Annotated in this window: 18 protein-coding genes; 10 read left to right on the forward strand and 8 right to left on the reverse strand. The window is 72.3% G+C overall.

Annotated features, from left to right (window positions below):
- Positions 1-177: 177 nt before the first annotated feature.
- Positions 178-1146 carry an endonuclease/exonuclease/phosphatase family protein gene (locus ACNAW0_RS05140; protein WP_416286571.1) on the forward strand — a complete coding sequence of 323 codons (969 nt, stop codon included), beginning with the start codon at positions 178-180 and terminating at the stop codon, positions 1144-1146.
- 46 nt (positions 1147-1192) lie between these two features.
- Here ACNAW0_RS05140 and cimA read toward each other — a convergent pair whose 3' ends face one another.
- Positions 1193-2773: a citramalate synthase gene (gene cimA / locus ACNAW0_RS05145; protein WP_416286536.1), complete on the reverse strand. Its 1581-nt coding sequence runs from the start codon at positions 2771-2773 to the stop codon at positions 1193-1195.
- Positions 2774-3133: 360 nt separating this feature from the next.
- Between cimA and ACNAW0_RS05150 the strand changes: the two genes are divergently transcribed.
- The 5 genes from ACNAW0_RS05150 (at position 3134) to ACNAW0_RS05170 (ending at position 7065) form a co-directional block, all read left to right on the forward strand.
- Positions 3134-3694, forward strand: coding sequence for a peroxiredoxin (locus ACNAW0_RS05150; RefSeq protein WP_416286537.1), 561 nt, complete (start codon positions 3134-3136; stop codon positions 3692-3694).
- Between the two features lie 2 nt (positions 3695-3696).
- Positions 3697-4227: a carboxymuconolactone decarboxylase family protein gene (locus ACNAW0_RS05155; RefSeq protein WP_416286538.1), complete on the forward strand. Its 531-nt coding sequence runs from the start codon at positions 3697-3699 to the stop codon at positions 4225-4227.
- 86 nt (positions 4228-4313) lie between these two features.
- A complete protein-coding gene (locus tag ACNAW0_RS05160) occupies positions 4314-4772 on the forward strand; it encodes a PRC-barrel domain-containing protein (protein WP_416286539.1) in 459 nt (152 codons plus the stop codon).
- 59 nt (positions 4773-4831) lie between these two features.
- Complete coding sequence (locus tag ACNAW0_RS05165) at positions 4832-5581, forward strand: tyrosine-protein phosphatase (protein WP_416286540.1); 750 nt, start codon at positions 4832-4834, stop codon at positions 5579-5581.
- Positions 5582-5673: 92 nt separating this feature from the next.
- A complete protein-coding gene (locus ACNAW0_RS05170) occupies positions 5674-7065 on the forward strand; it encodes an acyltransferase family protein (RefSeq protein ID WP_416286541.1) in 1392 nt (463 codons plus the stop codon).
- 68 nt (positions 7066-7133) lie between these two features.
- Here ACNAW0_RS05170 and ACNAW0_RS05175 read toward each other — a convergent pair whose 3' ends face one another.
- Positions 7134-8231: a branched-chain amino acid aminotransferase gene (locus ACNAW0_RS05175; protein WP_416286542.1), complete on the reverse strand. Its 1098-nt coding sequence runs from the start codon at positions 8229-8231 to the stop codon at positions 7134-7136.
- Between the two features lie 205 nt (positions 8232-8436).
- Positions 8437-9468, reverse strand: a complete 1032-nt coding sequence (locus ACNAW0_RS05180; RefSeq protein ID WP_416286543.1) for a 3-isopropylmalate dehydrogenase — start codon at positions 9466-9468, stop codon at positions 8437-8439.
- A 148-nt stretch (positions 9469-9616) separates the two neighbouring features.
- Here ACNAW0_RS05180 and ACNAW0_RS05185 point away from each other — a divergent pair, with 148 nt between their 5' ends.
- On the forward strand, positions 9617-10486 hold the full coding sequence (locus tag ACNAW0_RS05185) for an FAD:protein FMN transferase (RefSeq protein WP_416286544.1): 870 nt from the start codon (positions 9617-9619) through the stop codon (positions 10484-10486).
- A gap of 343 nt (positions 10487-10829) precedes the next feature.
- Entirely contained in the window at positions 10830-11186 is a 357-nt protein-coding gene (locus ACNAW0_RS05190; protein ID WP_416286545.1) for a hypothetical protein, read from the forward strand.
- Between the two features lie 63 nt (positions 11187-11249).
- Here the strand turns inward: ACNAW0_RS05190 and serA are convergent, their stop codons facing one another.
- The 5 genes from serA to ACNAW0_RS05215 all read right to left on the reverse strand — a co-directional run bounded on the left by serA (position 11250) and on the right by ACNAW0_RS05215 (position 19258).
- The gene (serA, locus tag ACNAW0_RS05195) at positions 11250-12848 is read right to left on the reverse strand and encodes a phosphoglycerate dehydrogenase (RefSeq protein ID WP_416286546.1); all 1599 of its coding nucleotides are present in this window, start codon (positions 12846-12848) and stop codon (positions 11250-11252) included.
- A 265-nt stretch (positions 12849-13113) separates the two neighbouring features.
- Positions 13114-14127 carry a ketol-acid reductoisomerase gene (gene ilvC, locus ACNAW0_RS05200; protein WP_416286547.1) on the reverse strand — a complete coding sequence of 338 codons (1014 nt, stop codon included), beginning with the start codon at positions 14125-14127 and terminating at the stop codon, positions 13114-13116.
- Positions 14128-14221: 94 nt separating this feature from the next.
- Complete coding sequence (gene ilvN / locus ACNAW0_RS05205; protein WP_416286548.1) at positions 14222-14737, reverse strand: acetolactate synthase small subunit; 516 nt, start codon at positions 14735-14737, stop codon at positions 14222-14224.
- The gene (locus tag ACNAW0_RS05210) at positions 14737-16623 is read right to left on the reverse strand and encodes an acetolactate synthase large subunit (RefSeq protein ID WP_416286549.1); all 1887 of its coding nucleotides are present in this window, start codon (positions 16621-16623) and stop codon (positions 14737-14739) included. Before ACNAW0_RS05210 ends, ilvN begins: the two co-directional genes overlap by 1 nt.
- A 181-nt stretch (positions 16624-16804) precedes the next feature.
- Positions 16805-19258: a putative bifunctional diguanylate cyclase/phosphodiesterase gene (locus ACNAW0_RS05215; RefSeq protein ID WP_416286550.1), complete on the reverse strand. Its 2454-nt coding sequence runs from the start codon at positions 19256-19258 to the stop codon at positions 16805-16807.
- A gap of 112 nt (positions 19259-19370) precedes the next feature.
- Between ACNAW0_RS05215 and ilvD the strand changes: the two genes are divergently transcribed.
- Together ilvD and ACNAW0_RS05225 are read left to right on the forward strand one after the other, a co-directional pair.
- Positions 19371-21218 (forward strand): dihydroxy-acid dehydratase, encoded by a 1848-nt coding sequence (gene ilvD, locus ACNAW0_RS05220; protein ID WP_416286551.1) that lies wholly within the window; start codon positions 19371-19373, stop codon positions 21216-21218.
- 78 nt (positions 21219-21296) lie between these two features.
- The gene (locus ACNAW0_RS05225; RefSeq protein ID WP_416286552.1) at positions 21297-22019 is read left to right on the forward strand and encodes a hypothetical protein; all 723 of its coding nucleotides are present in this window, start codon (positions 21297-21299) and stop codon (positions 22017-22019) included.
- Positions 22020-22070 lie beyond the last annotated feature (51 nt).

Consider the following 22070-nt stretch of genomic DNA (forward strand, 5'->3'; position numbering starts at 1 on the left):
TTGGTAGCACCGCAAAAAGCAGCCGGTCAATAGCTCTGATTTGCGTTTTGCCTGGTCATGGCGCCTCCGGAAATTGTGAAATGCGAGTCGACGGACATTCACAAAAGGCCATGGCGGGCATCGCCACGGCCGCCGGGCGATACGGTGACGGCCGTGACCACGACGACGGGCGAGGGACTGACCGGCACCCGGGCAAACCAAATCACGGCGGTCGTGTGCTGGCTCGCCGTCGCGCCCGCGGCAGCCTGGGTGGTGCTCCGGCTGGCCGGGTCGGACCGGGGACCGATGGTGCAGGCGGTCGCCTTCACGCCGTACGTAGCCGCTGGTTCCCTGGTGCCGCTGGTGCTGGCGCTCGCCCTGCGGCGGCGCGGGGCGGCGGTGGTCGCGGCGGTCGCCGCGCTGGTGCTGGTCGGTGCGGTGGCGCCCCGCGCGGTCGCCGCCGCGCAGCCGGCGGCCGACGGCCCGATGCTGCGGCTGCTCACCGCCAACCTGCTCAAGGGCGGCGCCGCCCCGAGCCGGCTGATCGCCCTGGTCCGCGACCAGCGCGTGGAGGTGCTGACGGTGCAGGAGTTCACCCCGGAGATCGCGGCCGAGCTGGACCGCCACGGGCTGGCCGACCTGCTGCCGTACCGGGTGCTGAACCCGGAGGTCGGCACCACCGGCTCCGGGGTGTACGCGCGCTTTCCGCTGAGCGACGGCGGGTTCCGGCGCAACCAGGGCTTCCTCTTCACCCAGGCGTACGGGACGCTGGCGGTGCCGGGCGCGCCACCCGTGCGGGTGGAGTCGGCGCATCCGGCCGCCCCATACTCCGTCGACGTGGTGCCGGACTGGCGGACCGATCTACGCGGGCAGCCGCCGGCCACCCCGCGGGGGCGGCTGAGCATCCTGGCCGGGGATTTCAACGCCACCCTCGACCACGCCCCGCTGCGCGACCTGATCGCCACCGGGTACGTCGACGCCGCCGACGCGGCCGGCGCCGGGCTCCTCGGCACCTGGGGCCCGTACGACGGCGACCTGATCCCGCCGGTCACCATCGACCACGTGCTGGCCGACCGGCGCATCGCGGTCCGCTCGGTGGCCGTGTACCCGTTGCCCCGCAGCGACCACCGGGCCGTCCTCGCCGAACTACGCCTGCCCGCCGTGTAAGGAGGGGCCCCTTGTTAACAGACGGGTGTTAACAAGGGGCCCCTCCTTACACCCGGGCCCGGGAGAGGCCGTAGGTGAGGGCGTCGACGAGGGCGTGCCAGCTCGCCTCGACCACGTTCGGGTGGACGCCGACTGTGGTCCAGTCGCGGCCCGCGCCGGCCGTCTCCACCAGCACCCGGGTCACCGCGCCGGTGCCGTGGCTGCCTTCCAGGATGCGGACCTTGTAGTCGGCCAGCTCGAAGTCGCGCAGCTCCGGGTAGTGCCGGACGAGCGCCACCCGCAGCGCCTCGTCCAGGGCGTTGACCGGGCCGTTCCCCTCGGCGGTGGCGATCACCCGCTCGCCGCGTACCCGGATCTTGACGGTGGCCTCGGAGACCACCGCGCCGTCCTCGCGGTGCTCGACCAGCACCCGGTACGACTCCAGCGCGAACGGCCTGGGTGCGGCCCGGCCCGGCAGCTCGGAGCGGACGAGCAGCTCGAACGAGGCGTCGGCGGCCTCGAACGACCAGCCGCCGGCCTCCAGCTCCTTGACCCGCCTGGTGACCGTGGACAGGGCCTCCGGATGGCCGGACAGGTCCAGGCCCAGCTCGCGGCTCTTGAGCTCGACGCTGGCCCGCCCGGCCATCTCGGTCACCAGGATCCGCATGTCGTTGCCCACCACCGACGGGTCCACGTGGTTGTAGAGCAACGGGTCGACCTTGATCGCGCTCGCGTGCAGCCCGGCCTTGTGGGCGAAGGCGGCGGCCCCGACGTACGCCTGGTGGGTGTCGGGGGCGATGTTGGCGATCTCGGCGATGGCGTGCGAGACCCGCACCATCTGTTCCAGGCAGCCCTCCGGCAGGACGGGCAGCCCGAGCTTGAGCTGAAGGTTGGCGACGACCGCGAAGAGGTCGGCGTTGCCGGGGCGCTCGCCGTACCCGTTGGCGGTGCCCTGGAAATGCCGGACGCCGGCCTCGACGGCGGCGATGGTGTTGGCCACCGCGCAGGCGGTGTCGTTCTGGCAGTGGATGCCGAGCAGTTCCGGCGCCACACCGGTGCGCGCGGTGACGTCGGCGATGGCGGCGGTGACCTGGGACGGCAGCATCCCGCCGTTGGTGTCGCAGAGCACGAACCGCTCGGCTCCCGCGGCCAGCGCCGTCTCCAGCACCGCCGCGGTGTACGCGGGGTCGTGCCGGTAGCCGTCGAAGAAGTGCTCCCCGTCGACGAAGACCCGCCGCCCCTCGGCGACCAGGAACCGCACCGTGTCGTGGATCATCGCGAGGTTCTCGCCGGCGGTGGTGCGCAGCGCCCGCTCGACGTGCCGGAGGTCCGCCTTGGCGACCAGCGCCACCGCCGGCGTCTCGGCGTCGAGCAGCCCGCGCACCTGCGGGTCGGTCTCGACCGCCACCCCGGCCTTGCGGGTGGCCCCGAAGGCGACCAGGATCGCGTGCTTGAGCCGCAGCTCGGTACCGGCACGCTGGAAGAACTCGGTGTCCTTGGGCACCGCGCCCGGCCAGCCGCCCTCGATGAAGCCGACCCCGAGGTCGTCGAGCAGGCGGGCCACCGCCAGCTTGTCGACCACCGAGTAGCTGAGCCCCTCGCGCTGGGCGCCGTCGCGCAGCGTCGTGTCGTAAACCTGGAAGGTCATGGAGTCCTCTTCTCGAGCCTTGAGGGGAGCAACAAAAAGACCCCCCGCGGATGCGGGAGGTCTGCGCGCTCGGCGAGAGGGAAGCCGGCGCGCTAGTTGCCAATAATCAGGACGAAGCTGGTCACGGTCCGTACTCTGCCACCCCGGTCCCGCTTTTGGGAGGCACAATCCACATGTCGGGACGGTGACGGAGGGTGGAAGTACCTGATCGGGGGAGGCGTCGGGGCAGAACACGCCGCCCGGTGATCAACTTCACAAGCCATCCGACCGCCGACGAGGGGAAACAACGCTGCGGAAGAATCTGGAACTGATCCAGTTACCGGCCTCGCGCCGCTGACGAGCCGTTGTCAAGGAGGACCTGTGCTCACTGTCGGTGACCGCTTCCCCGAGTACGAACTCACCGCCTGCGTGTCGCTCGACGCCGACAAGGCGTTCGAGACGATCAACCACAAGTCCCACGAGGGCAAGTGGCGAGTGGTCTTCTTCTGGCCGAAGGACTTCACCTTCATCTGCCCGACGGAGATCGCCGAGTTCGGCCGCCTCAACGACGAGTTCGCCGACCGGGACGCCCAGGTCCTCGGCGTCTCCGTCGACAACGAGTTCGTCCACTACGCGTGGCGCAAGGACCACCCGGACCTGCGCGAGCTGCCCTTCCCGATGCTGAGCGACATCAAGCGCGAGCTGACCGCCGCCTGCGGCGTGCTCGGCGAGGACGGGGTCGCCCAGCGGGCCACCTTCATCGTCGATCCGAGCAACGAGATCCAGTTCGCGATGGTGACCGCCGGCTCGGTCGGCCGGAACGTCTCCGAGGTGCTGCGGGTGCTGGACGCGCTCCAGACCGACGAACTCTGCCCGTGCAACTGGAACAAGGGCGGCGCGACGCTGGACGCCAAGGCGCTGCTCGTCGGCACCGGGGCCTGACGGTGGGCCTGGACGCGGTCAAGGCGGCGCTGCCCGGGTACGCCAAGGACATCAAGCTCAACCTCGGCTCCACCATCGCCACCTCGACCCTCAGGCCGGAGCAGGCCTGGGGCACCGCCCTGGCCTGCGCGGTGGCGGCCCGCAACCCGTCGGTGTTGAGGGAGATCGCCGCCGACGCGGCCGGTCACCTCACGCCGGAGGCGATCGAGGCGGCCAAGGGCGCCGCCACGATCATGGCGATGAACAACATCTACTACCGGGCCAAGCACCTGATCGGCGACGAGCAGTACGCGTCGCTGCCGGCCCGGCTGCGGATGCAGATCATCGCCAGGCCGGGCGTGGACAAGGGCGACTTCGAGCTCTGGTGCCTCGCCGTCTCGGCGATCACCGGCTGCGGCGTCTGCCTTGAGTCGCACGAGAAGACCCTGCGTGCCGCCGGGTTCAGCCGTGAGCAGGTGCACGAGGGGCTGCGAATCGCGGCCGTCGTGCACGCCGCCGCGGTGGCCCTCGACGCGGAGGCCGCGCTGGCCTGAGCCGCCGGTGTAGCGATCCCCACAGCCGGGTACGAAGGGGTCGACAGGACACATCCCCCGAGAAGTCGAGAAAGGGAGTGGACGCCATGGAGCCACTCGACCCTCGAACGACCCACGGGACGCCGGACCCGCTGACCCCGGGTGGTCGGGGCGCCTTCGCGGGTGGCACCCCCGCGGGGCGCTTCTATCCGTGGAGCTACCGGGACGACGCCGGGGTGTCCGGCGTCGACCTGGTCGGCTACAAGGTGCAGGCGAACGACGGCGGTATCGGCAAGGTGGACCAGGCCAGCCACGAGGTGAACTCCAGTTACCTGGTGGTCGACACCGGACCGTGGATCCTCGGCAAGAAGGTCATGCTGCCGGCCGGCACCGTCAACCACGTCGACCACGACGAGCGGAAGGTCCACGTCGACCGGAGCAGGGACCAGATCAAGGCCGCGCCCGAGTACGACGTGTCCACCGACTCGGATCCGGTGTACCGGGACAAGCTCGGCGGGTACTACGACGACACCTATTCGTCGATCCCGCCGGGTACCGCCCGGTGACGGAGGGCACCCGCAGCTGACGGTCGGCGGGGCACATCGGGGCCCCGCCGGCCGTTACCGTGTCAGGGGTGGATGCCACGGACACCCCTCACCGGAACCCCTTCCCCGCCCTGTTCAACTTCCGCGACGTCGGCGGCCTGACCGGCCACGATGGGCGGACCGTGTGCCGGAGCCGGCTCTTCCGCTCCGACTCGCTGCACCGGATCGACGAGACCGACCAGGCGGCGTTCGCCGCCCTCGGCATCCGTACCGTCATCGACCTGCGCCGCCCCTCGGAGGTGGCGCGGGACGGCCGGGTGCCCGCCTACGCGGGTCTGACCTACCGGCACATCCACCCGGAGCACCAGGACTGGGCCGAGCAGATGTACCTGCCGGGCACCAGCCTGGCCCGCTACCTCGCCGACCGGTACGCCGATCTGGCGCGGACCGGCACCGCCGGGCTGGCCGAGGCGGTCGGCCTGATCGCCGACAGCGCGAACGCCCCGGCGGTGGTGCACTGCGTGGCCGGCAAGGACCGCACCGGGATCGTCTGCGGCCTCACCCTGGCCGTGCTCGGCGTCGCCGACGGCGACATCGCCGCCGACTACGCGCTCAGCACCGAGGCATCCGAACGCTTCAGCGCCTGGGTGGCGGCCACCACCCCCGAGGCCGCGGAACTCCCGCCGCCGTACCTCGCCTCCCCCGCCGAGGCGATGCTCCTCTTCCTCACCGAGCTGCGCGAGGGGTACGGCTCGGTCGAGGCCTACCTCCACCACGCCGGCGTGACCGACGCCCAGCTGGCCGCCCTCCGCGCCCACCTGCTCGACTGAGCCGCCGAGGCGCTCCCCGGGGACAAGAGGTGACGGCCGGCACTGTCGTCGACGGTGCCGGCCGGGCCCCTTTGACCCGGTAACGTGATCTCATGCGCCGCCTGCAGCGGCTCGCCGAGCGGACACCGGCGGGGCGGGAACGCTACATCGATCTGCTCCGCGCCCTGGCGATCATCACGGTGGTGCTCGGCCACTGGGCGATTGCCGTCATCGGCCACGACCCCGCCGGCCGTCCCACCGGGCACTCGGCGCTCGCCGACATGCCCTGGGCGTACCCGGTCACCTGGGTGGTGCAGGTGATACCGGTCTTCTTCCTCGTCGGCGGCTTCGCCAACGCGGCGTCGCTGACCAGCCGGTTGCGGCACGGCGGAACCGTCACCGGATGGCTGCTGGACCGCAGCGCACGCCTGGTCCCGCCCACCACGGTGTTGCTGGTGGTGCTCGCCGGCACCGCCCTGGCGGGCCGGCTGCACGGCACCGATCCGGTGGAGATCCGGATCGTGGTCTGGTTCGCCACCATCCCACTGTGGTTCCTCGGCGCCTACCTCGTCGTGGTCCCGCTGGCCCCGGCGATGTACGCGCTGCACCGCCGGTTCGGCCTCGCGGTGGCGGTGGCGCTGGTCCCGCTCGTGGCGCTCGGTGACGTGGCTCGGCTGACCGGGCGGGACATCCTGGCACAGGGGAACTACGTGCTGGGCTGGCTGGCTATCCACCAGCTCGGCTTCGCCTGGTACGACACCCGGCTCCGGCCCGACGACGCCCCACAGCGACGGGGGCTGTGGACACGCCAGCTGCCGATGACCCGTCGGGCGGCCCTGGCGTTCCTCGGCGGCGGGCTCGCCGCGCTGGCGCTGCTGACCCTGCTCGGCCCGTACCCCGTGGCCATGCTCGCGGTGCCCGGTGAGCGGCTGAACAACTCCTCCCCACCCACCGTGGCGCTGCTCGCCGCCGCCACCGCCCAACTCGGGTTGATCCTGCTGCTGCGGGACCAGGCGGAGCGGTGGCTGCGCCGGCGGCGCCTCTGGAAGGCGGTGGTCGCGGTCAACTCAGTCGTCCTCACCGTGTTTCTCTGGCACCTGACCGCGGCCGTGCTGCTGATCGCTCTCCTGGACACGCTGCACCGGCTGCCCACCCCGCCGGTGTCCTCCCTCGCCTGGTTCGCCTGGCGGGTGCCCTGGCTGCTCATGCTCATCGTGGTGCTGACCGGGCTGGTCGCGATCTTCGGACCGGTCGAGGCCCGGTCCGGCCACCGACGGCCGCGGCGCGGGGGCGGGCCACCCGGCTGGGGGCTCGCCCGCGCGCTGCCCATGACGTTCGCCGTCACCGGCTTCGGTCTGCTCGTACTGGGCGTGACGATCAACGCCCGCACGCCGGAGTCGGCCCCCGAACCGCTCGGCGTGCCAGTCCCGGCGCTCATCGCCTATCTGGCCGGGGCCGGCACGCTACGACTGCTCAGGTCCAGGTCGGGAAGCCGACTCCAGTAATGGACCGGGGTGGTGGGATCGGGGCGCAGTGCAGGAACCCGCCCTGCCGCTGACCACCCCAGCTCAGATCAGAGCACCCGGTGCACCCAGCCGTGGGGGTCCTCGGCGCGGCCGCGCTGGATGTCGACCAGCTGCTTCCGCAGGGCCATCGTGGAGCGTCCCGGCTCGCCGCCGCCGATGAGGAACTCCCCGTCGGGGAAGCGCACCCCGCCGATCGGGGTGATGACGGCGGCGGTGCCGCATGCGAACACCTCGCGCAGCCGGCCGCTGGCCGCGTCCGCCTGCCAGTCGGCGAAGCTGACTGGCCGCTCCGCCACCCGGTGCCCGGACTCGGCGGCCAGGGTGAGGACCGCGTCCCGGGTGATGCCGGGCAGGATAGTGCCGGCCAGCGGCGGCGTGACCAGGGTGTTGTCGTCGTAGACGAAGAAGACGTTCATACCGCCCAGCTCGTCGACGAAGCGCCGCTCCACCGCGTCCAGGAAGACCACCTGGTCGCAGCCCGCCTCGATCGCCTCGGCCTGGGCGACCAGGGAGGCGGCGTAGTTGCCGCCGCACTTGGCCGCGCCGGTGCCACCCGGCGCCGCCCGTGTGTAGTCCGGGGAGGCCCAGACCGTGATCGGCTTGACTCCGCCGGTGAAGTAGGCGCCGGCCGGGGAGGCGATGACCGCGTAGAGGTACTCGTTGGCCGGCCGGACGCCGAGGAAGACCTCGCTGGCGAACATGAACGGCCGCAGGTAGAGGCTGCCTTCCTCGTCCTGCGGGACCCAGTCCTTGTCGATCTCGACCAGTCGGCGCAGCGACTCGACGAACGCCTCCGGCGGCAGCTCGGGCATCGCCAGCCGCCGGGCGGACGCGACGAAGCGGGCCGCGTTCGCCTCCGGACGGAACAGGGTCACGCCCCCGTCCGCGGTCCGGTACGCCTTCAGCCCCTCGAAGATCTCCTGCGCGTAGTGCAGGACGGCGGCGGCCGGGTCCATCGGGATCGGCGCGCGCGCCTCCACCCGGGCGTCGTACCAGCCCTTGCCGTCGGCGTACCGGATGGTCACCATGTGGTCGGTGAACACCCGGCCGAAGCCGGGGTTCGCCAGCAGGGCGGCCCGGTCGGCGGCGGATACCGGCACGGGATTCGGACGGATCTCGAAATCGAGCTTGTCACCACCACTCATCGCGCTGACCTCCCTGCGGGTCCACGGCATGCGCCACCGCACGCCGACGTCATTGGTGCCAGAAACTTACCCCGAACGGTCGTTCAGCGGATAGCTCCGCCCCGACACATCGAACACATCCGATGGCGGTGCGGGCGATCGGGTGGACCGGGCCCGGATGCGGTTCTGGCGCGGCCCGATCTCCGGGCCGCGGTGACGGCCCTGGTCAGGCTACGGCGTAGCCGGCGAGCCGATCGCCGACCTCCTCGGTGCGCAGCGGCGCCCCCGGCGTACGGCTGGCCAGCTCGGTGGCGACGGCGTCGGTGACCCGCGCGGCGGCGTCGGCGTGGCCGAGCTGGTCGAGCAGGAGCGCGGCGGAGAGCACCGCGGCGACCGGGTCGGCGACGCCCTGGCCGGCGATGTCCGGCGCCGAGCCGTGCACCGGCTCGAACATCGACGGATACCGCCCCTCGGGGTTGATGCAGCCGCTGGCCGCCAACCCGATGCCGCCGGTCACCGCCGCGGCGATGTCGGTGAGGATGTCGCCGAAGAGATTGTCGGTGACCACCACGTCGTACCGCTGGGGCTGGGTGACCAGGAACATCGCGGCGGCGTCGACGTGCTGGTACTCGGTGGCCACGTCGGGGTGCTCGGCCGCGACGGCCTCGAAGGTACGGGCCCAGAGCGAGCCGGCGTGGGTCAGCACGTTGGTCTTGTGCACCAGGGTTACCTTGCGCCGCTCGCGACGGCGGGCCCGGGCGAAGGCGTCCCGGATCACCCGCTCGACGCCGTGCCGGGTGTTCAGGCTCTCCTCGGTGGCCACCTCGGCCGGGGTGTCCCGGTGCAGCGAGCCACCGGCGCCGGCGTACAGGCCCTCGGTCCCCTCGCGGACCACGACCAGGTCGACCTCGCCCGGCTTCACGATGGCCAGCGGCCCGGGTACGCCTGGCCAGAGGCGCGACGGGCGCAGGTTGACATACTGGTCGAACGCGAAGCGGAGCTTCAGCAGCAGGCCGCGCTCCAGCACCCCCGGCGGCACCGTCGGGTCGCCGACCGCGCCGAGCAGGATGGCGTCGTGCCCGGCCAGTTCGTCGAGGACCGAGTCGGGCAGCACCTCACCGGTACGGTGGTAGCGGGCTGCGCCGAGGTCGTACTCGGTGGCGGTCACACCGGGAAGCACGGCGTCGATGACCTTGCGGGCCTGCCCGACCACCTCGGGTCCGATCCCGTCCCCGGCCACCACCGCGATCCGTGCCACCTGCGCTCCTAACCTCGTCGTTCTGCGCAACGGTACGCCGCCGTCCCGCCCCCCGGTACGCGTCTTCCAGTATCCGGGATTTCGGATGCTCAGCAGGCTCCCAGGTGGCACTCATGGTGCGGTCAACTCCACTGCTTAGGGTCGGAGAATGATCGACGAGCGGCGACGGGCCCGGTGGGCCGACGAGCAGCCCCGGACCCGGTGGATCAACCAGTCTTCCCTCCTCAGCCGCCCCGACCTGCGCCTCGGCGCCCGCAGCCACCGGCTGGACCGGGCCGGCGGCACCGCGGTCGACCGGATCAGCGTCCGACACACCATCCGCACCTCGACCGCCGAATACTCGCTGCTGCTCAACGCGCCCGACTGGCTGGGGCGTCGGGGCGTCGGGGAGGCGCTGGGGGACGCGGTCGCCGAGCTGCGCGCCATCGACCTCACGTACGGGCCGAACCAACCGGACAGCCTGGTGTCGAAGCTGCGCCGGGGCGAGATCAGCCCCGAGTCGTACCCTCCGCTGGCCGACCTGGTGGACCGCTGCGCCGCCATGCGGGCGGCGACCGACGGGTGGTTCGACGCCTGGGCGGTGCCGGGCGGTTTCGACCCGGGCGGCCTGCTCGGCGGCTGGGCCGTGGAGCGGGCGGCGGCCCGGCTGCGCGCGGCCGGTGTCCACAACTACGCCCTGCTCAGCGGCGCCGACCTCACCGTGCGCGGCCACGCGCCGCACGGCGGTCCGTGGCGGGTCGCCGTGCACCATCCGACGGACGCGCACCGCGCGCCCCTGATGCTGGACATGACGGCCGGCGCGGTGGGCACCTCCGGGGTGACCGGACGCCGCGGGCACGTGGTCGACCCGCACACCGGCGAGCCGGCCGACCAACTCCTCGCCGCCACCGTGGTGGGCCCGGACCTCGCGGTGGCCGACGCCTACGCCACCGCCCTCTACGCCGCCGGGCCGGCCGGGCTGGCCTGGTTCCGCAACGGCTCGGACTACCGGGTGATCTTCGCCCAGAGTCGACGGTGAGCTCCTGGGCCCGCCCTCGTCGCCCCACCTTCGACTGAGGACGCAAGACGCGATCGGCCCCCACGGTCTCGGCAACGACCGTGAGGGCCGGTCAGCGACGAGTGCGCGTGGCTCGCGCAATCGAGGGGTGCGGACCGGCGGGCCGGACGCCCGACCGCGCCACCCGAAGACGGGCCGGAGTCTCAACTCAGCCAGTGACCGCACGAGTACGCTAGCGAATCGACGCAACTCGACGCAAGAGTCTCCACAGCGGACCATCTCCGCCCCCGAATCCGCAGTCGATCGGTCGACCTGCGGCGGGCAGAGATGACGGACCGGTGCCGGGAATGGCACGCTGTCCGCCGTGAGTTTCGATTTGAGCGTGTGGGCCCTGCCCCCCGGGGCCACACCCGACCAGGTGCGGGCGGCGGTGCAGCGGTGCCGCGAGGGGTGGCACGGCGAGCGGCACCCCGACCCGAGGGTGGTCGGCTTCTACCGGGCGATCACCGCCGCGTATCCCGACCGGCCTGCCGGCCCGGGCACCCCGTGGGAAGTCGCCCCACTGCACGCGGCCAGCGACCACGTCGAGATGAACCTTGTCCCGACCTGCGAGGACCAGGTGCTGCTCGACATCGAGCGGCTGGCCGGCGAGCATGACCTGATGCTCTACGACGCCCAGGACGGCACGGTCTACCCGCCGCCCACCCGCGTCCGGACCTGATCCCGCGCGGTCACGACGAGGGGCCCGGCCATGCGGCCGGGCCCCGGGTTCGTCGTGTGTGGACTACTCGTCGCGCAGGTCGGCCGCGCTGGCCGAGACCGCACCGATCGAGTCGGCGGCCGAGCTGAGCAGGTCGGCGCCGAGGGCCTGGTCGACGGTGAGCGTCATCAGCGTCTCGCCACCGGCCTCCCGGCGGGCGACCTGCATGGCGGCGATGTTCACCCCCGCCGCGCCGAGCAGGGTGCCGACGGTGCCGACCACGCCCGGCCGGTCGACGTAGCGCAGGAAGACCAGGATGCCCTCCGCGCCGATCTCCACGTCGAAACCGTCCACTTCGGTCAGCTTGATGACGTCACGGGTGCCGGTGTGGGTCACCGTGCCGGAGACGCTGACCGTCCGGCCGTCCGGCAGCGCGCCGCGCACGGTCACCAGGCTGGGGTGGTCGACCGTCTCGGCTTGCGTGGCAAGGGCCACCTCGACCCCGCGCGCGGCGGCCAGGTGCGGCGCGTTGACGTAGGTGACCTGCTCCTCCACCACGGAGCTGAACAGCCCCTTGGTGGCGGCGAGCTTGAGGACCGACACGTCGTGCGTGACGATCTCGCCGCGCACCTCGACGGTGACGGTGGCGGCCACCCCGCCGGCCACCGCGGTGAAGGCCCGGCCGAGCTTCTCGGCCAGCGGCAGCAGCGGCCGGACGTCCTCGGCGACCACGCCGCCGGCCTGCACGTTCACCGCGTCCGGCACGAACTCGCCCTGGAGCGCAAGCTTGACGCTCTTGGCCACGGCCAGGCCGGCCTTGTCCTGCGCCTCGTTCGTGGAGGCGCCCAGGTGCGGGGTGGCCACCACGTTGTCGAAGGCGAACAGGGGCGAGGAGGTGCACGGCTCCTTCGCGTACACGTCGACGCCGGCGCCGGCGACCCGACCCTCGGCGATCGCGTCGGCCAGGGCCTGCTCGTCGACCAGGCCGCCGCGGGCGGCGTTGACGATCCGGACGCCCGGCTTGACGATCGCCAGCTCCTTCTCGCCGATCAGGCCCACGGTCTCCGGGGTCTTGGGCAGGTGGATAGAGATGAAGTCGCTCTCCCGCAGCAGCTCCTCCAGCCCCACCAGGCGGACGCCCAGCTGCGCGGCGCGGGCCGGCTGGATGTAGGGGTCGTACGCGATCAGCCGGGTGCCGAAGGCGGCGATACGCTGCGCGAACAGCACACCGATGCGGCCGAGGCCGACCACGCCGACGGTCTTGCCCTGGATCTCCACGCCGGTGTACTTGGACCGCTTCCACTCCCCCGCCTTGAGCGCGGCGCTGGCGCTGGCGGTGTTGCGGGCCACGGCCAGCAGCAGCGCGACGGCCTGCTCGGCGGCGGAGACGATGTTGGAGGTGGGCGCGTTGACGACCATGACGCCCCGCGCGGTGGCGGCCGGCACCTCGACGTTGTCCAGGCCGACGCCGGCCCGCGCGACCACCTTCAGGCGCGGCGCGGCGGCGATGGCCTCGGCGTCGATCTGCGTGGCGCTGCGTACGATCACCGCGTCGGCCTCGGAGAGCGCGGAGAGCAGGGCCGGGCGGTCGGTGCCGTCGACATGACGCACGTCGAAGTCGTGCGCGAGCACCTCGATGGCGGCGGGGGCAAGTTCTTCGGCGATCAGTACGACAGGATTCATCGGTCCTCGTAGACGCTCGTGTGCGGTCGGCCCGGCACGTCCGGACGCCGCGCTGCGCCCTGCGCTGATCCGTGCCTTGGCCGTCGGGGTGCCGATGAGGCACCTATGAAGGATCGTAGGGCGCGGTTCCGGCGGCGTGCCCCAGACTGCGGGGTGAGCCCTCACACACAGCGTTGCCGCACGCCTGGGGGTGGGCACGACCCATGGCCCGACGCCGGGAAGTGCGTCGGGCCACAGGCCGCGTCTTCAGCGGCCTGACCCTGGGTCAGGCGGTCTCGGTGATGGGCCGGTCGACCCAGCTCATCATGGCGCGCAGCTTCTGCCCGGTCTCCTCGATCGGGTGCGCCGCGCCCTCGGCCCGCCACTTGGCGAAGTTCGGCCGGCCGGCCTCGTCCTCGGCCACCCACTCGCGGGCGAACTCGCCGGACTGGATCTCGCCGAGGATCTTGCGCATCTCCTCCTTGACCCGGGAGTCGATGATCCGGGGGCCGCGGGAGAGGTCGCCGTACTCGGCGGTGTCCGAGATGCTGTAGCGCATCCGGGCGATGCCGCCCTCGTACATCAGGTCGACGATGAGCTTCAGCTCGTGCAGGCACTCGAAGTAGGCCACCTCGGGGGCGTACCCGGCCTCGGTGAGCACCTCGAAGCCGGTCTGCACCAGCGCCGCCGCGCCGCCGCAGAGCACCGCCTGCTCGCCGAAGAGGTCGGTCTCGGTCTCCTCGGTGAAGGTGGTCTTGATGGCGCCGGCCCGGGTGCCACCGATCGCCTTCGCGTACGCCAGGGCCAGGCCGAAGGCGCTGCCGCTGGCGTCCTGCTCGACGGCGACCAGGCAGGGCACGCCCTTGCCGTCGACGTACTGGCGGCGGACCAGGTGACCCGGGCCCTTCGGGGCGACCATCGCCACGTCCACGTCGGCCGGCGGCTTGATCAGGCCGTACCGGATGTTGAAGCCGTGGCCGAAGAAGAGCGCCTTGCCGGCGGTCAGGTTGGGGGCGATCGACTCGGCGTACAGACCGCGCTGGGCGGTGTCCGGCGCCAGGATCATGATCACGTCGGCCTCGGCCGCCGCTTCGGCCGGGGTGAGCACCCGCAGGCCCTGCTCCTCGGCCTTCGGCCGGCTCTTCGAACCGACCGGCAGGCCGATCACCACGTCGACGCCGGAGTCGCGCAGCGACAGCGCGTGGGCGTGGCCCTGGCTGCCGTACCCGATCACGGCGACCTTGCGGCCCTGGATCAGGCCCAGGTCGGCGTCGTCGTCGTAGTACACCTCAACGCTCATTGCATTCCCTTTCGTACGGCGGTGCCCGGCGGCCCGTCGTGAATCTGTGCGGTGCGGGTCCGGACGACGCGGCACCGCGCCGACCGGGTGGTGCTCAGGCGGCGCGCAGCGCGGGGCCGGCGGTGATCGAGCGCGAGCCGCGCCCGATCGCCACCGTGCCGGACTGCACCATCTCCTTGATGCCGAAGGGCTCGAGGTCGCGCAGCAGCGCGTCCAGCTTGTCCGGGGTGCCGGTGGCCTCGATGGTCAGCGTGTCCGGGGCGACGTCGACCACCCTGGCCCGGAACAGGTTCACCGTCTCCAGGATCTGACCGCGGGCGTTGCGGTCCGCGCGGACCTTGACCAGCAGCAGTTCCCGGGTCACCGAGACCTGCGGGTCCAGCTCGACGATCTTGAGTACGTTGACCAGCTTGTTGAGCTGCTTGGTCACCTGCTCAAGCGGGGACGACTCGGCGTTGACCACGATGGTGATCCGGGAGACGTCCGGGTTCTCGGTCTCCCCGACGGCGAGGCTGTCGATGTTGAAGCCGCGCCGGGAGAACAGCCCCGAGACCCGGGCCAGGACACCCGGCTTGTTCTCCACAAGCACGGACAGCGTGTGCATCGTCATTACAGCTCGTCCTCGTCGAAGGCGGGGCGGACGCCCCGGGCGAACATGATCTCGTCGTTGCTGGTGCCGGCGGCGACCATCGGCCAGACCATGGCGTCCTTGCCGACCACGAAGTCGATGACCACCGGGGCGTCGTTGATCGCCATGGCCGCCTCGATGGTCTTGTCCACGTCGGCGGCGTTCTCGCAGCGCAGGCCGACGCAGCCGAGCGCCTCGGCGAGCTTGACGAAGTCCGGGATGCGGTGCTTGTGGGTGCCCAGCTCGGTGTTGGAGTAACGCTCCCCGTAGAACAGGGTCTGCCACTGCCGAACCATGCCCAGGTTGCCGTTGTTGATCACGGCGACCTTGATCGGGATGCCCTCCAGCGCGCAGGTGGCCAACTCCTGGTTGGTCATCTGGAAGCAGCCGTCGCCGTCCACCGCCCAGACCGTGGTGTCCGGCTTGCCGACCTTGGCCCCCATCGCCGCCGGGACGGCGTACCCCATGGTGCCGAGGCCGCCGGAGTTGAGCCAGGTGTACGGCTTCTCGTACGAGATGAACTGGCTCGCCCACATCTGGTGCTGGCCGACGCCCGCCACGTAGATCGTGTCCGGGCCGGCGATCTCGCCCAGCCGCTTGATCACGTACTGCGGGGAGAGGGTGCCGTCGGCCGGCTCCTCGTAGCCCAGCGGGTAGCGCCGGCGCAGGTCGTCGAGCTGGGCCCACCAGTCACCGAGGTCGGCGGCCGGCCGGGCCGCCTGCTCGGTGGTGACCGCGGCGATCAGCTCGTCGATCACGTGACGGGCGTCGCCGACGATCGGGACGTCCGCGTGCCGGTTCTTGCCGATCTCGGCGGGGTCGATGTCGGCGTGCACGACAGCGGCGTCCGGCGCGAACGAGTCCAGCTTGCCGGTGACCCGGTCGTCGAAGCGGGCCCCGAGCGCCACGATCAGGTCGGCCTTCTGCAGACCGTAGACCGCGGCGACGGTGCCGTGCATGCCGGGCATGCCCAGGTGCTGCCGGTGCGAGTCGGGGAACGCGCCGAGCGCCATCAGGGTGGTGACCACCGGGATACCGGTCAACTCGGCCAGCCGGCGCAGGCCCTCGGTGGCGCCGGCCTTGAGCACGCCGCCGCCGACGTAGAGCACCGGGCGGCGGGCGCTGGCCAGCAGCCGGGCCGCCTCGCGGATCTGCTTGCCGTGCGGGTGCAGGGTCGGCCGGTAGCCGGGCAGGTCGAGGGTGGGCGGCCAGGAGAAGGTGGTCGGTGCCTGCAGGACGTCCTTGGGGATGTCCACCAGGACCGGGCCCGGCCGGCCGGTCGAGGCCAGGTGGAACGCCTCGGCCAGCACCCGCGGGATCTCCTCGGCGGTCTGCACCAGGAAGTTGTGCTTGGTGATCGGCAGGGTGATGCCCTGGATGTCCGCCTCCTGGAAGGCGTCCGTGCCGATCGCCGGCCGCGCGACCTGACCGGTGATCGCCACGATCGGCACCGAGTCCATGTACGCGTCGGCGATCGGGGTGACCAGGTTGGTCGCGCCCGGGCCCGAGGTGGCCATGCAGACGCCGACCCTGCCGGTGGCCTGGGCGTAGCCGGTGGCGGCGTGCCCGGCGCCCTGCTCGTGCCGAACCAGGATGTGCCGGACCGCGGAGTCGTAGAGCGGGTCGTACGCGGGCAGGATCGCGCCGCCCGGGATGCCGAAGACGACGTCGACGCCGAGCGCCTCGAGCGACCGCACCAACGATCCGGCACCGGAGACCTGCGCCGGGCCGGGCTGCCGTACGGCTGGCGCGGCCGGGACGGCCCCGTTGCGGGGGGTGGAGGCGTGGTCGGCGGCGCCGGCCGGCTCGGCGGCCGGGCGGGCTCGCCGGGCGGAGTGGGCGAGAGTCTCAGGCGTGGGTCTCGTCATGGCGGTTCAAGCCTTCGGCTGGAGTGGGTGATGCGCTTCTCAGGATGGAACGCGGGCGTCCCGGTGATGGTCCGATGGCAACAAAAAAGCCCACGTGCAGATGCACGGGGCCAGCGCACTCTCGATCAGCGGAGAGTGCGCTCAGGTAAGTACTCGCAGAGACCGGTTCGACGACATGTGGCTAAGCCTGACGCATCTCACGCGATGAGTCAACTGATCCCACATTTTGGTTAACGGGCGCCGGCGTGTCCCGCTGCGGCGCGCCCTCCGCGGCCGTCCCCACCTGCGAAGATTCCTCATCTGAAGCACGCGGCGCGGGCACCGACGCGGGCTCGTTCGACCGGAGCCGGGGCAGCAGCGGCGAGGAGCCGGGGCGCAGCGGCGTGACCGCCTGCGCCGGCGGTACGGAGGTGGGGCGCGCGCCCGGCGAGGTGGCCGCCTCCAGCATCGCCTCCAGGTGCTCGGCCGGGACTCCCCAGCCGAAGAGCGCGCCCTGCCCGAACCGGCAGCCGGCAGCGACCACCGCGGCCAGCTCGGTGGGGGTGGTGACGCCCTCGGCGATCACCTCCATGCCGAGCTGGTGCCCGAGGCGCATGACGATGTCCACCATCGGGGCGAACGCCGGCCCGTCCCGGCCGACCGGCCGGACCGGCTCGTGCTCGGCGACCAGACTGTGGTCAATCTTGAGGATGTCGATCGGCAACCGGCGCAGCTGCCCCAGCGACGAGTAGCCCGCGCCGAAGTCGTCCAGCGCGATCCGCACCCCGGTGAGCCGCAGCGCGGCCAGCCGCCGGATCAGCTCGTCCAGGTCGGTGGCGACCGCGTGCTCGGTGACCTCCAGCACCAGCCGCTGCGGCGGTACGTGGTGGGCGTGCAGCGCGTCGGCGACCTGGACGACGTACTCCGGGGCGTGCAGCTCCCGGGGCGAGACGTTCACCGAGACCCAGACGTCGTGCCCGTCGGCCAGCCATCGGGAGAGCTGGTAGCAGGCCTGATTCAGCACCCAGGCGCCCAGCTTCGAGATCATCCCGCACTCCTCGGCCAGGGGGATGAACTCGTCCGGGCGGACGTTGCCCAGCTCGGGGTGATGCCAGCGGAGCAGCGCCTCGGCGCCGACCGGGCGGACCGACGGCAGCGAGGCCACCGGCTGGAACGCCAGCCGCAGCTCGTCGCGCTCGATCGCGCCGCGCAGCTCGTGCTCCAGCATGGTGCGCCGGCGCAGCAGCTGGTCGTACGTGGCGTCGTAGTGCTCGACCCGGTTCTTGCCCCGCTGCTTGGCGTAGCGCAACGCCAGGTCCGCGTTGCGCAGCAGCAGCTCGACGTCGGTCTCCCCGTGGTTGCCGGCCACCCCGATGCTGACCGACAGGAAGATCGGCCCCTTCGCCTCCTCGTACGGACTGCCGAGCACCTCCAGCAGCCGCTCCGCGACCGGCCCGGCGTCGCTCGCGCCGTGCATCAGCACCGCGAACTCGTCACCGCCGAACCGGGCGGCCAGGTCACCCGGGCGGAGGTTGCCGCGCAGCCGCTGGCCGACCTCGATCAGCACCGCGTCGCCGACGTCGTGCCCCCGCATGTCGTTGACGTTCTTGAAGCCGTCCAGGTCCAGCCCGAGCAGGACGCACGGGACGCCGGCGTCGGCGCGGCGGTGCAGCGCGCGTAGCAGCCCGCGCCGGTTGGCCAGGCCGGTGAGCGGGTCGGTGTGCGCCAACTCGCGGAAGTGGGCCTCCCGGGCGGCCAGCCGGTCGGCGTAGCCCCGGACGTCGTTGAGGGCCAGGTACTGCCGGGCCACCAGGGCGAAGCCCTCGACGCTGCCGGCGACGATGCCGAGGGCGTCGAACCCGCCATCCTGGCTCAGGTGGTACATCGCCGAGGCGGCCATGGCGAACATCGGCACGAAGGCGTACTCGCCGTCGCGGCGGATCAGGTCGACGTCGACCTGGGCGGGCAGGTCGACCCGGTGCACCGCCGCGGCGGTGGCCAGCAGGCCCGTGGCCAGCACCGCCGCGCCGGTTAGGGCCAGCACCGGGCCGGCCTGGCAGAGCCCGGCGGACAGGCCCAGCCCGCCGCTGGTCACCCAGGTCGTCCCGGCGCCGAGCAGGACGAACCGCCCGCGCGGCGCAGCGGCCCGCAACACCATGATCAGGGTCAGCCCGGCGGTGAGCGCCGCGCTCATCGTGGCCAGCACGATGGGTACGCAGGCCACCGGGGTGAGCGCGCCGAGCAGCCGGGTCGGCTCGCTGAAGACCACCCAGCCGACGAACCAGAGCGCGCTCGCCATGATCACGCCGTCGAGCAGCAACCGGGCGGTGGCGGCCCGGGTGGCCGCGGCGCCGGGCAGGCGGAGCAGGGCGGCGCCGAGCGCGAGCCCGCTGAGCGTGCCGCCCATCGAGACGAGCGTCGCCCAGCCGGTGCGTTGCCCCTGCCGGTAGGCCCAGTCGTCGCCGGTGGCCAGCACGGCGGCGACCCCGACGAGGAGGCTGCACAGCGCGATCCCGGCGGCCGCGGCGAGCAGCACGTGGGTCTGCCGGTGCGGCCCGACCCGGCGCCGGGCCGAGGCGGCGAGCAGCGCGGTGGCGCCCACGGCGGCGAGCCCGCTCAGGACCGCGACGATCACCACGCCCGGGGACGATTGCACGACCTCAACTCTGCCGGATGCGCGCCCCCTCAGGGGTACCGGGTGTGCAACTGTTGGGACACGGCCCGCGTGCCCAGCGGCCGTCGGGGCAGCGGGTGTCAGACTGGTAGTCATGCCTGAGCTGCGGTCGAGGACCTCCACCCACGGTCGGACGATGGCCGGCGCCCGGGCCCTGTGGCGGGCCACCGGGATGACCGACGACGATTTCGGCAAGCCGATCGTCGCCATCGCCAACAGTTTCACCCAGTTCGTCCCTGGTCACGTACACCTCAAGGACCTCGGCGGCCTGGTCGCCGACGCGGTGGCCGAGGCCGGCGGGGTGGGCCGGGAGTTCAACACCATCGCGGTGGACGACGGCATCGCCATGGGCCACGGCGGCATGCTCTACTCGCTGCCCAGCCGGGAGCTGATCGCCGACGCGGTGGAGTACATGGTCAACGCGCACTGCGCGGACGTCCTGGTCTGCATCTCCAACTGCGACAAGATCACGCCGGGCATGCTGCTGGCCGCGCTGCGGCTCAACATCCCGACGGTCTTCGTCTCCGGCGGCCCGATGGAGGCCGGCAAGACGGTGGCGATCGAGGGCGTGGTGCACTCCAAGATCGACCTGATCGACGCGATGATCGCCGCGTCGAACGAGTCGGTCACCGAGGACCAGCTCGGCCAGATCGAGCGCTCGGCCTGCCCAACCTGCGGCTCCTGCTCGGGCATGTTCACCGCCAACTCGATGAACTGCCTCACCGAGGCGATCGGGCTGGCGCTGCCCGGCAACGGGTCGACCCTGGCCACCCACGCCGCGCGCCGCTCGCTCTTCGTCGAGGCCGGTCGCACCGCCGTGGCCATCGCCAAACGCTGGTACGAGCAGGACGACGCCTCGGTGCTGCCCCGCTCGATCGTCAACCGGGCCGCCTTCGAGAACGCCGTCGCGCTCGACGTGGCGATGGGCGGCTCGACCAACACCGTGCTGCATCTGCTCGCCGCCGCCCGGGAGGCGGAGCTGGACTTCGGCGTGGCCGACATCGACGCCATCTCCCGCCGGGTGCCCTGCCTGGCGAAGGTCGCGCCGAACTCGCCGCACTACCACATGGAGGACGTGCACCGGGCCGGCGGCATCCCGGCCATCCTCGGCGAACTGGACCGGGCCGGCCTGCTCAACCGGGACGTGCACGCGGTGCACTCCCCCTCGTTGACCCGCTGGCTCGCCGACTGGGACGTGCGGGGCGGCTCGGCCACGGCGGAGGCGGTCGAACTGTTCCACGCCGCGCCGGGCGGGGTGCGCACCACCGAGCCGTTCTCCACCACCAACCGCTGGTCGTCACTGGACACCGACGCGGCCGGCGGCTGCGTGCGGGACCGGGGACACGCGTACAGCACCGACGGTGGGCTGGCCATCCTGCACGGCAACCTGGCGCCGGACGGCTGCGTGGTGAAGACCGCCGGGGTGCCCGAGGAGTGTCTGACCTTCCGCGGCCCAGCCAAGGTCTACGAATCGCAGGACGACGCGGTGTCGGCGATCCTGGCCAAGGAGGTCGTGCCCGGGGACGTGGTGGTGATCCGGTACGAGGGCCCGAAGGGCGGCCCCGGCATGCAGGAGATGCTCTACCCCACCTCGTTCCTCAAGGGCCGCGGGCTGGGCCGCTCCTGCGCGCTGCTCACCGACGGGCGGTTCTCCGGCGGCACCTCCGGCCTGTCCATCGGCCACGTCTCCCCGGAGGCGGCCTCCGGCGGGCTGATCGCGCTCGTGCGGGAAGGCGACGAGATCGTCATCGACATCCCGGCCCGGTCGATCCAGCTCAACGTTCCGGACGACGAACTCCATGCCCGCCGGGTCGCCGAGGAGAAGCGGGACCGCCCGTACACCCCCACCGACCGGCAGCGGCCGGTGTCCGCGGCGCTGCGCGCGTACGCCTCGATGGCCACCTCGGCCAGCGACGGCGCCTACCGCCGCGTGCCGGAGTGAAAGGAGGGGCCCCTTATTAACGCCTATTGCATAGCAGGGGCCCCTTATTAACACCCGTCCCCGGTAGGGTCGCGCGTCGTGGGGACGACCATGAGCTACGCGCGACGGATCCGGCCGGTCATCGACCGGGTGTACGTGGCCACCCGCTGGGCGGCCCGGGCCCGGATGGAGGCGTTCTACGCGGAGCGGGGCGCGGACCTCGGCTCCGAGAACAGCTTCTACTCGGGCCTGCTGGCCCGGCCGATGCCGGCCGAGGCCCTCGCCGACGGGCTGGTCTACACCACCGGTGACATGAGCCGGGAGCTGGACCAGGGCGTCCTTGAGGTGGACGCCGAGGGCACCTGGCACCTGACCGAGCTGGGCCGGGAGTTGGCGCTGTTCGCGCAGCGGGCGACCGCCGAGGCCGCCGAGGAACTCTGGTCCTCCGGTCCCCCCATGCTGCCCGGCCTGGCGTCGGTGCCCCGGCTGGCCGAGCTGGTCGGCCGGGTGCTGGCACATGGGCTGGCCACCGGCGGGCCGGCGTTCCGCGCCATGACCCCGCCTCACGAGCCGGACGACGCCTCGCCGGCGGTGCTGCTCACCACCCGGCTCGGCTCGCTGCGCCACCACCGGGCCGACGCGCACCGGGCCGCGTGGCGGGCCGCCGGGCTGACCGCCGCGCAGATCAAGGCGCTGCCCGACGGGCCGGAACGCGCGGCGATCGAGGCCGAGACCGACTGCCGCGACGAGCCGGCGTACGCGGTGCTCAGCGAGGCCGAGCGAGGGGAACTGCTCGCCGGGCTGGGCGCGCTGCCAGGCTGACCGACCTCCGCCGGGGCGTCGGCGATCGAGATCTTGGACAGTTGCCGTTCG

Source organism: Micromonospora sp. SL1-18, from assembly GCF_047921505.1.
Classification (GTDB): domain Bacteria; phylum Actinomycetota; class Actinomycetes; order Mycobacteriales; family Micromonosporaceae; genus Micromonospora.

What these genes read in the sequence shown, in the direction of transcription:
- ACNAW0_RS05160 (WP_416286539.1), top strand. Translation starts at nt 4,314, where the DNA reads ATGGAGCCACTCGACCCTCGAACGACCCACGGGACGCCGGACCCGCTG.
- ACNAW0_RS05175 (WP_416286542.1), bottom strand. Translation starts at nt 8,231, where the DNA reads ATGAGTGGTGGTGACAAGCTCGATTTCGAGATCCGTCCGAATCCCGTG.
- ACNAW0_RS05170 (WP_416286541.1), top strand. Translation starts at nt 5,674, where the DNA reads ATGCGCCGCCTGCAGCGGCTCGCCGAGCGGACACCGGCGGGGCGGGAA.
- ilvD (WP_416286551.1), top strand. Translation starts at nt 19,371, where the DNA reads ATGCCTGAGCTGCGGTCGAGGACCTCCACCCACGGTCGGACGATGGCC.
- serA (WP_416286546.1), bottom strand. Translation starts at nt 12,848, where the DNA reads ATGAATCCTGTCGTACTGATCGCCGAAGAACTTGCCCCCGCCGCCATC.
- ilvC (WP_416286547.1), bottom strand. Translation starts at nt 14,127, where the DNA reads ATGAGCGTTGAGGTGTACTACGACGACGACGCCGACCTGGGCCTGATC.
- ilvN (WP_416286548.1), bottom strand. Translation starts at nt 14,737, where the DNA reads ATGACGATGCACACGCTGTCCGTGCTTGTGGAGAACAAGCCGGGTGTC.
- cimA (WP_416286536.1), bottom strand. Translation starts at nt 2,773, where the DNA reads ATGACCTTCCAGGTTTACGACACGACGCTGCGCGACGGCGCCCAGCGC.
- ACNAW0_RS05185 (WP_416286544.1), top strand. Translation starts at nt 9,617, where the DNA reads ATGATCGACGAGCGGCGACGGGCCCGGTGGGCCGACGAGCAGCCCCGG.
- ACNAW0_RS05210 (WP_416286549.1), bottom strand. Translation starts at nt 16,623, where the DNA reads ATGACGAGACCCACGCCTGAGACTCTCGCCCACTCCGCCCGGCGAGCC.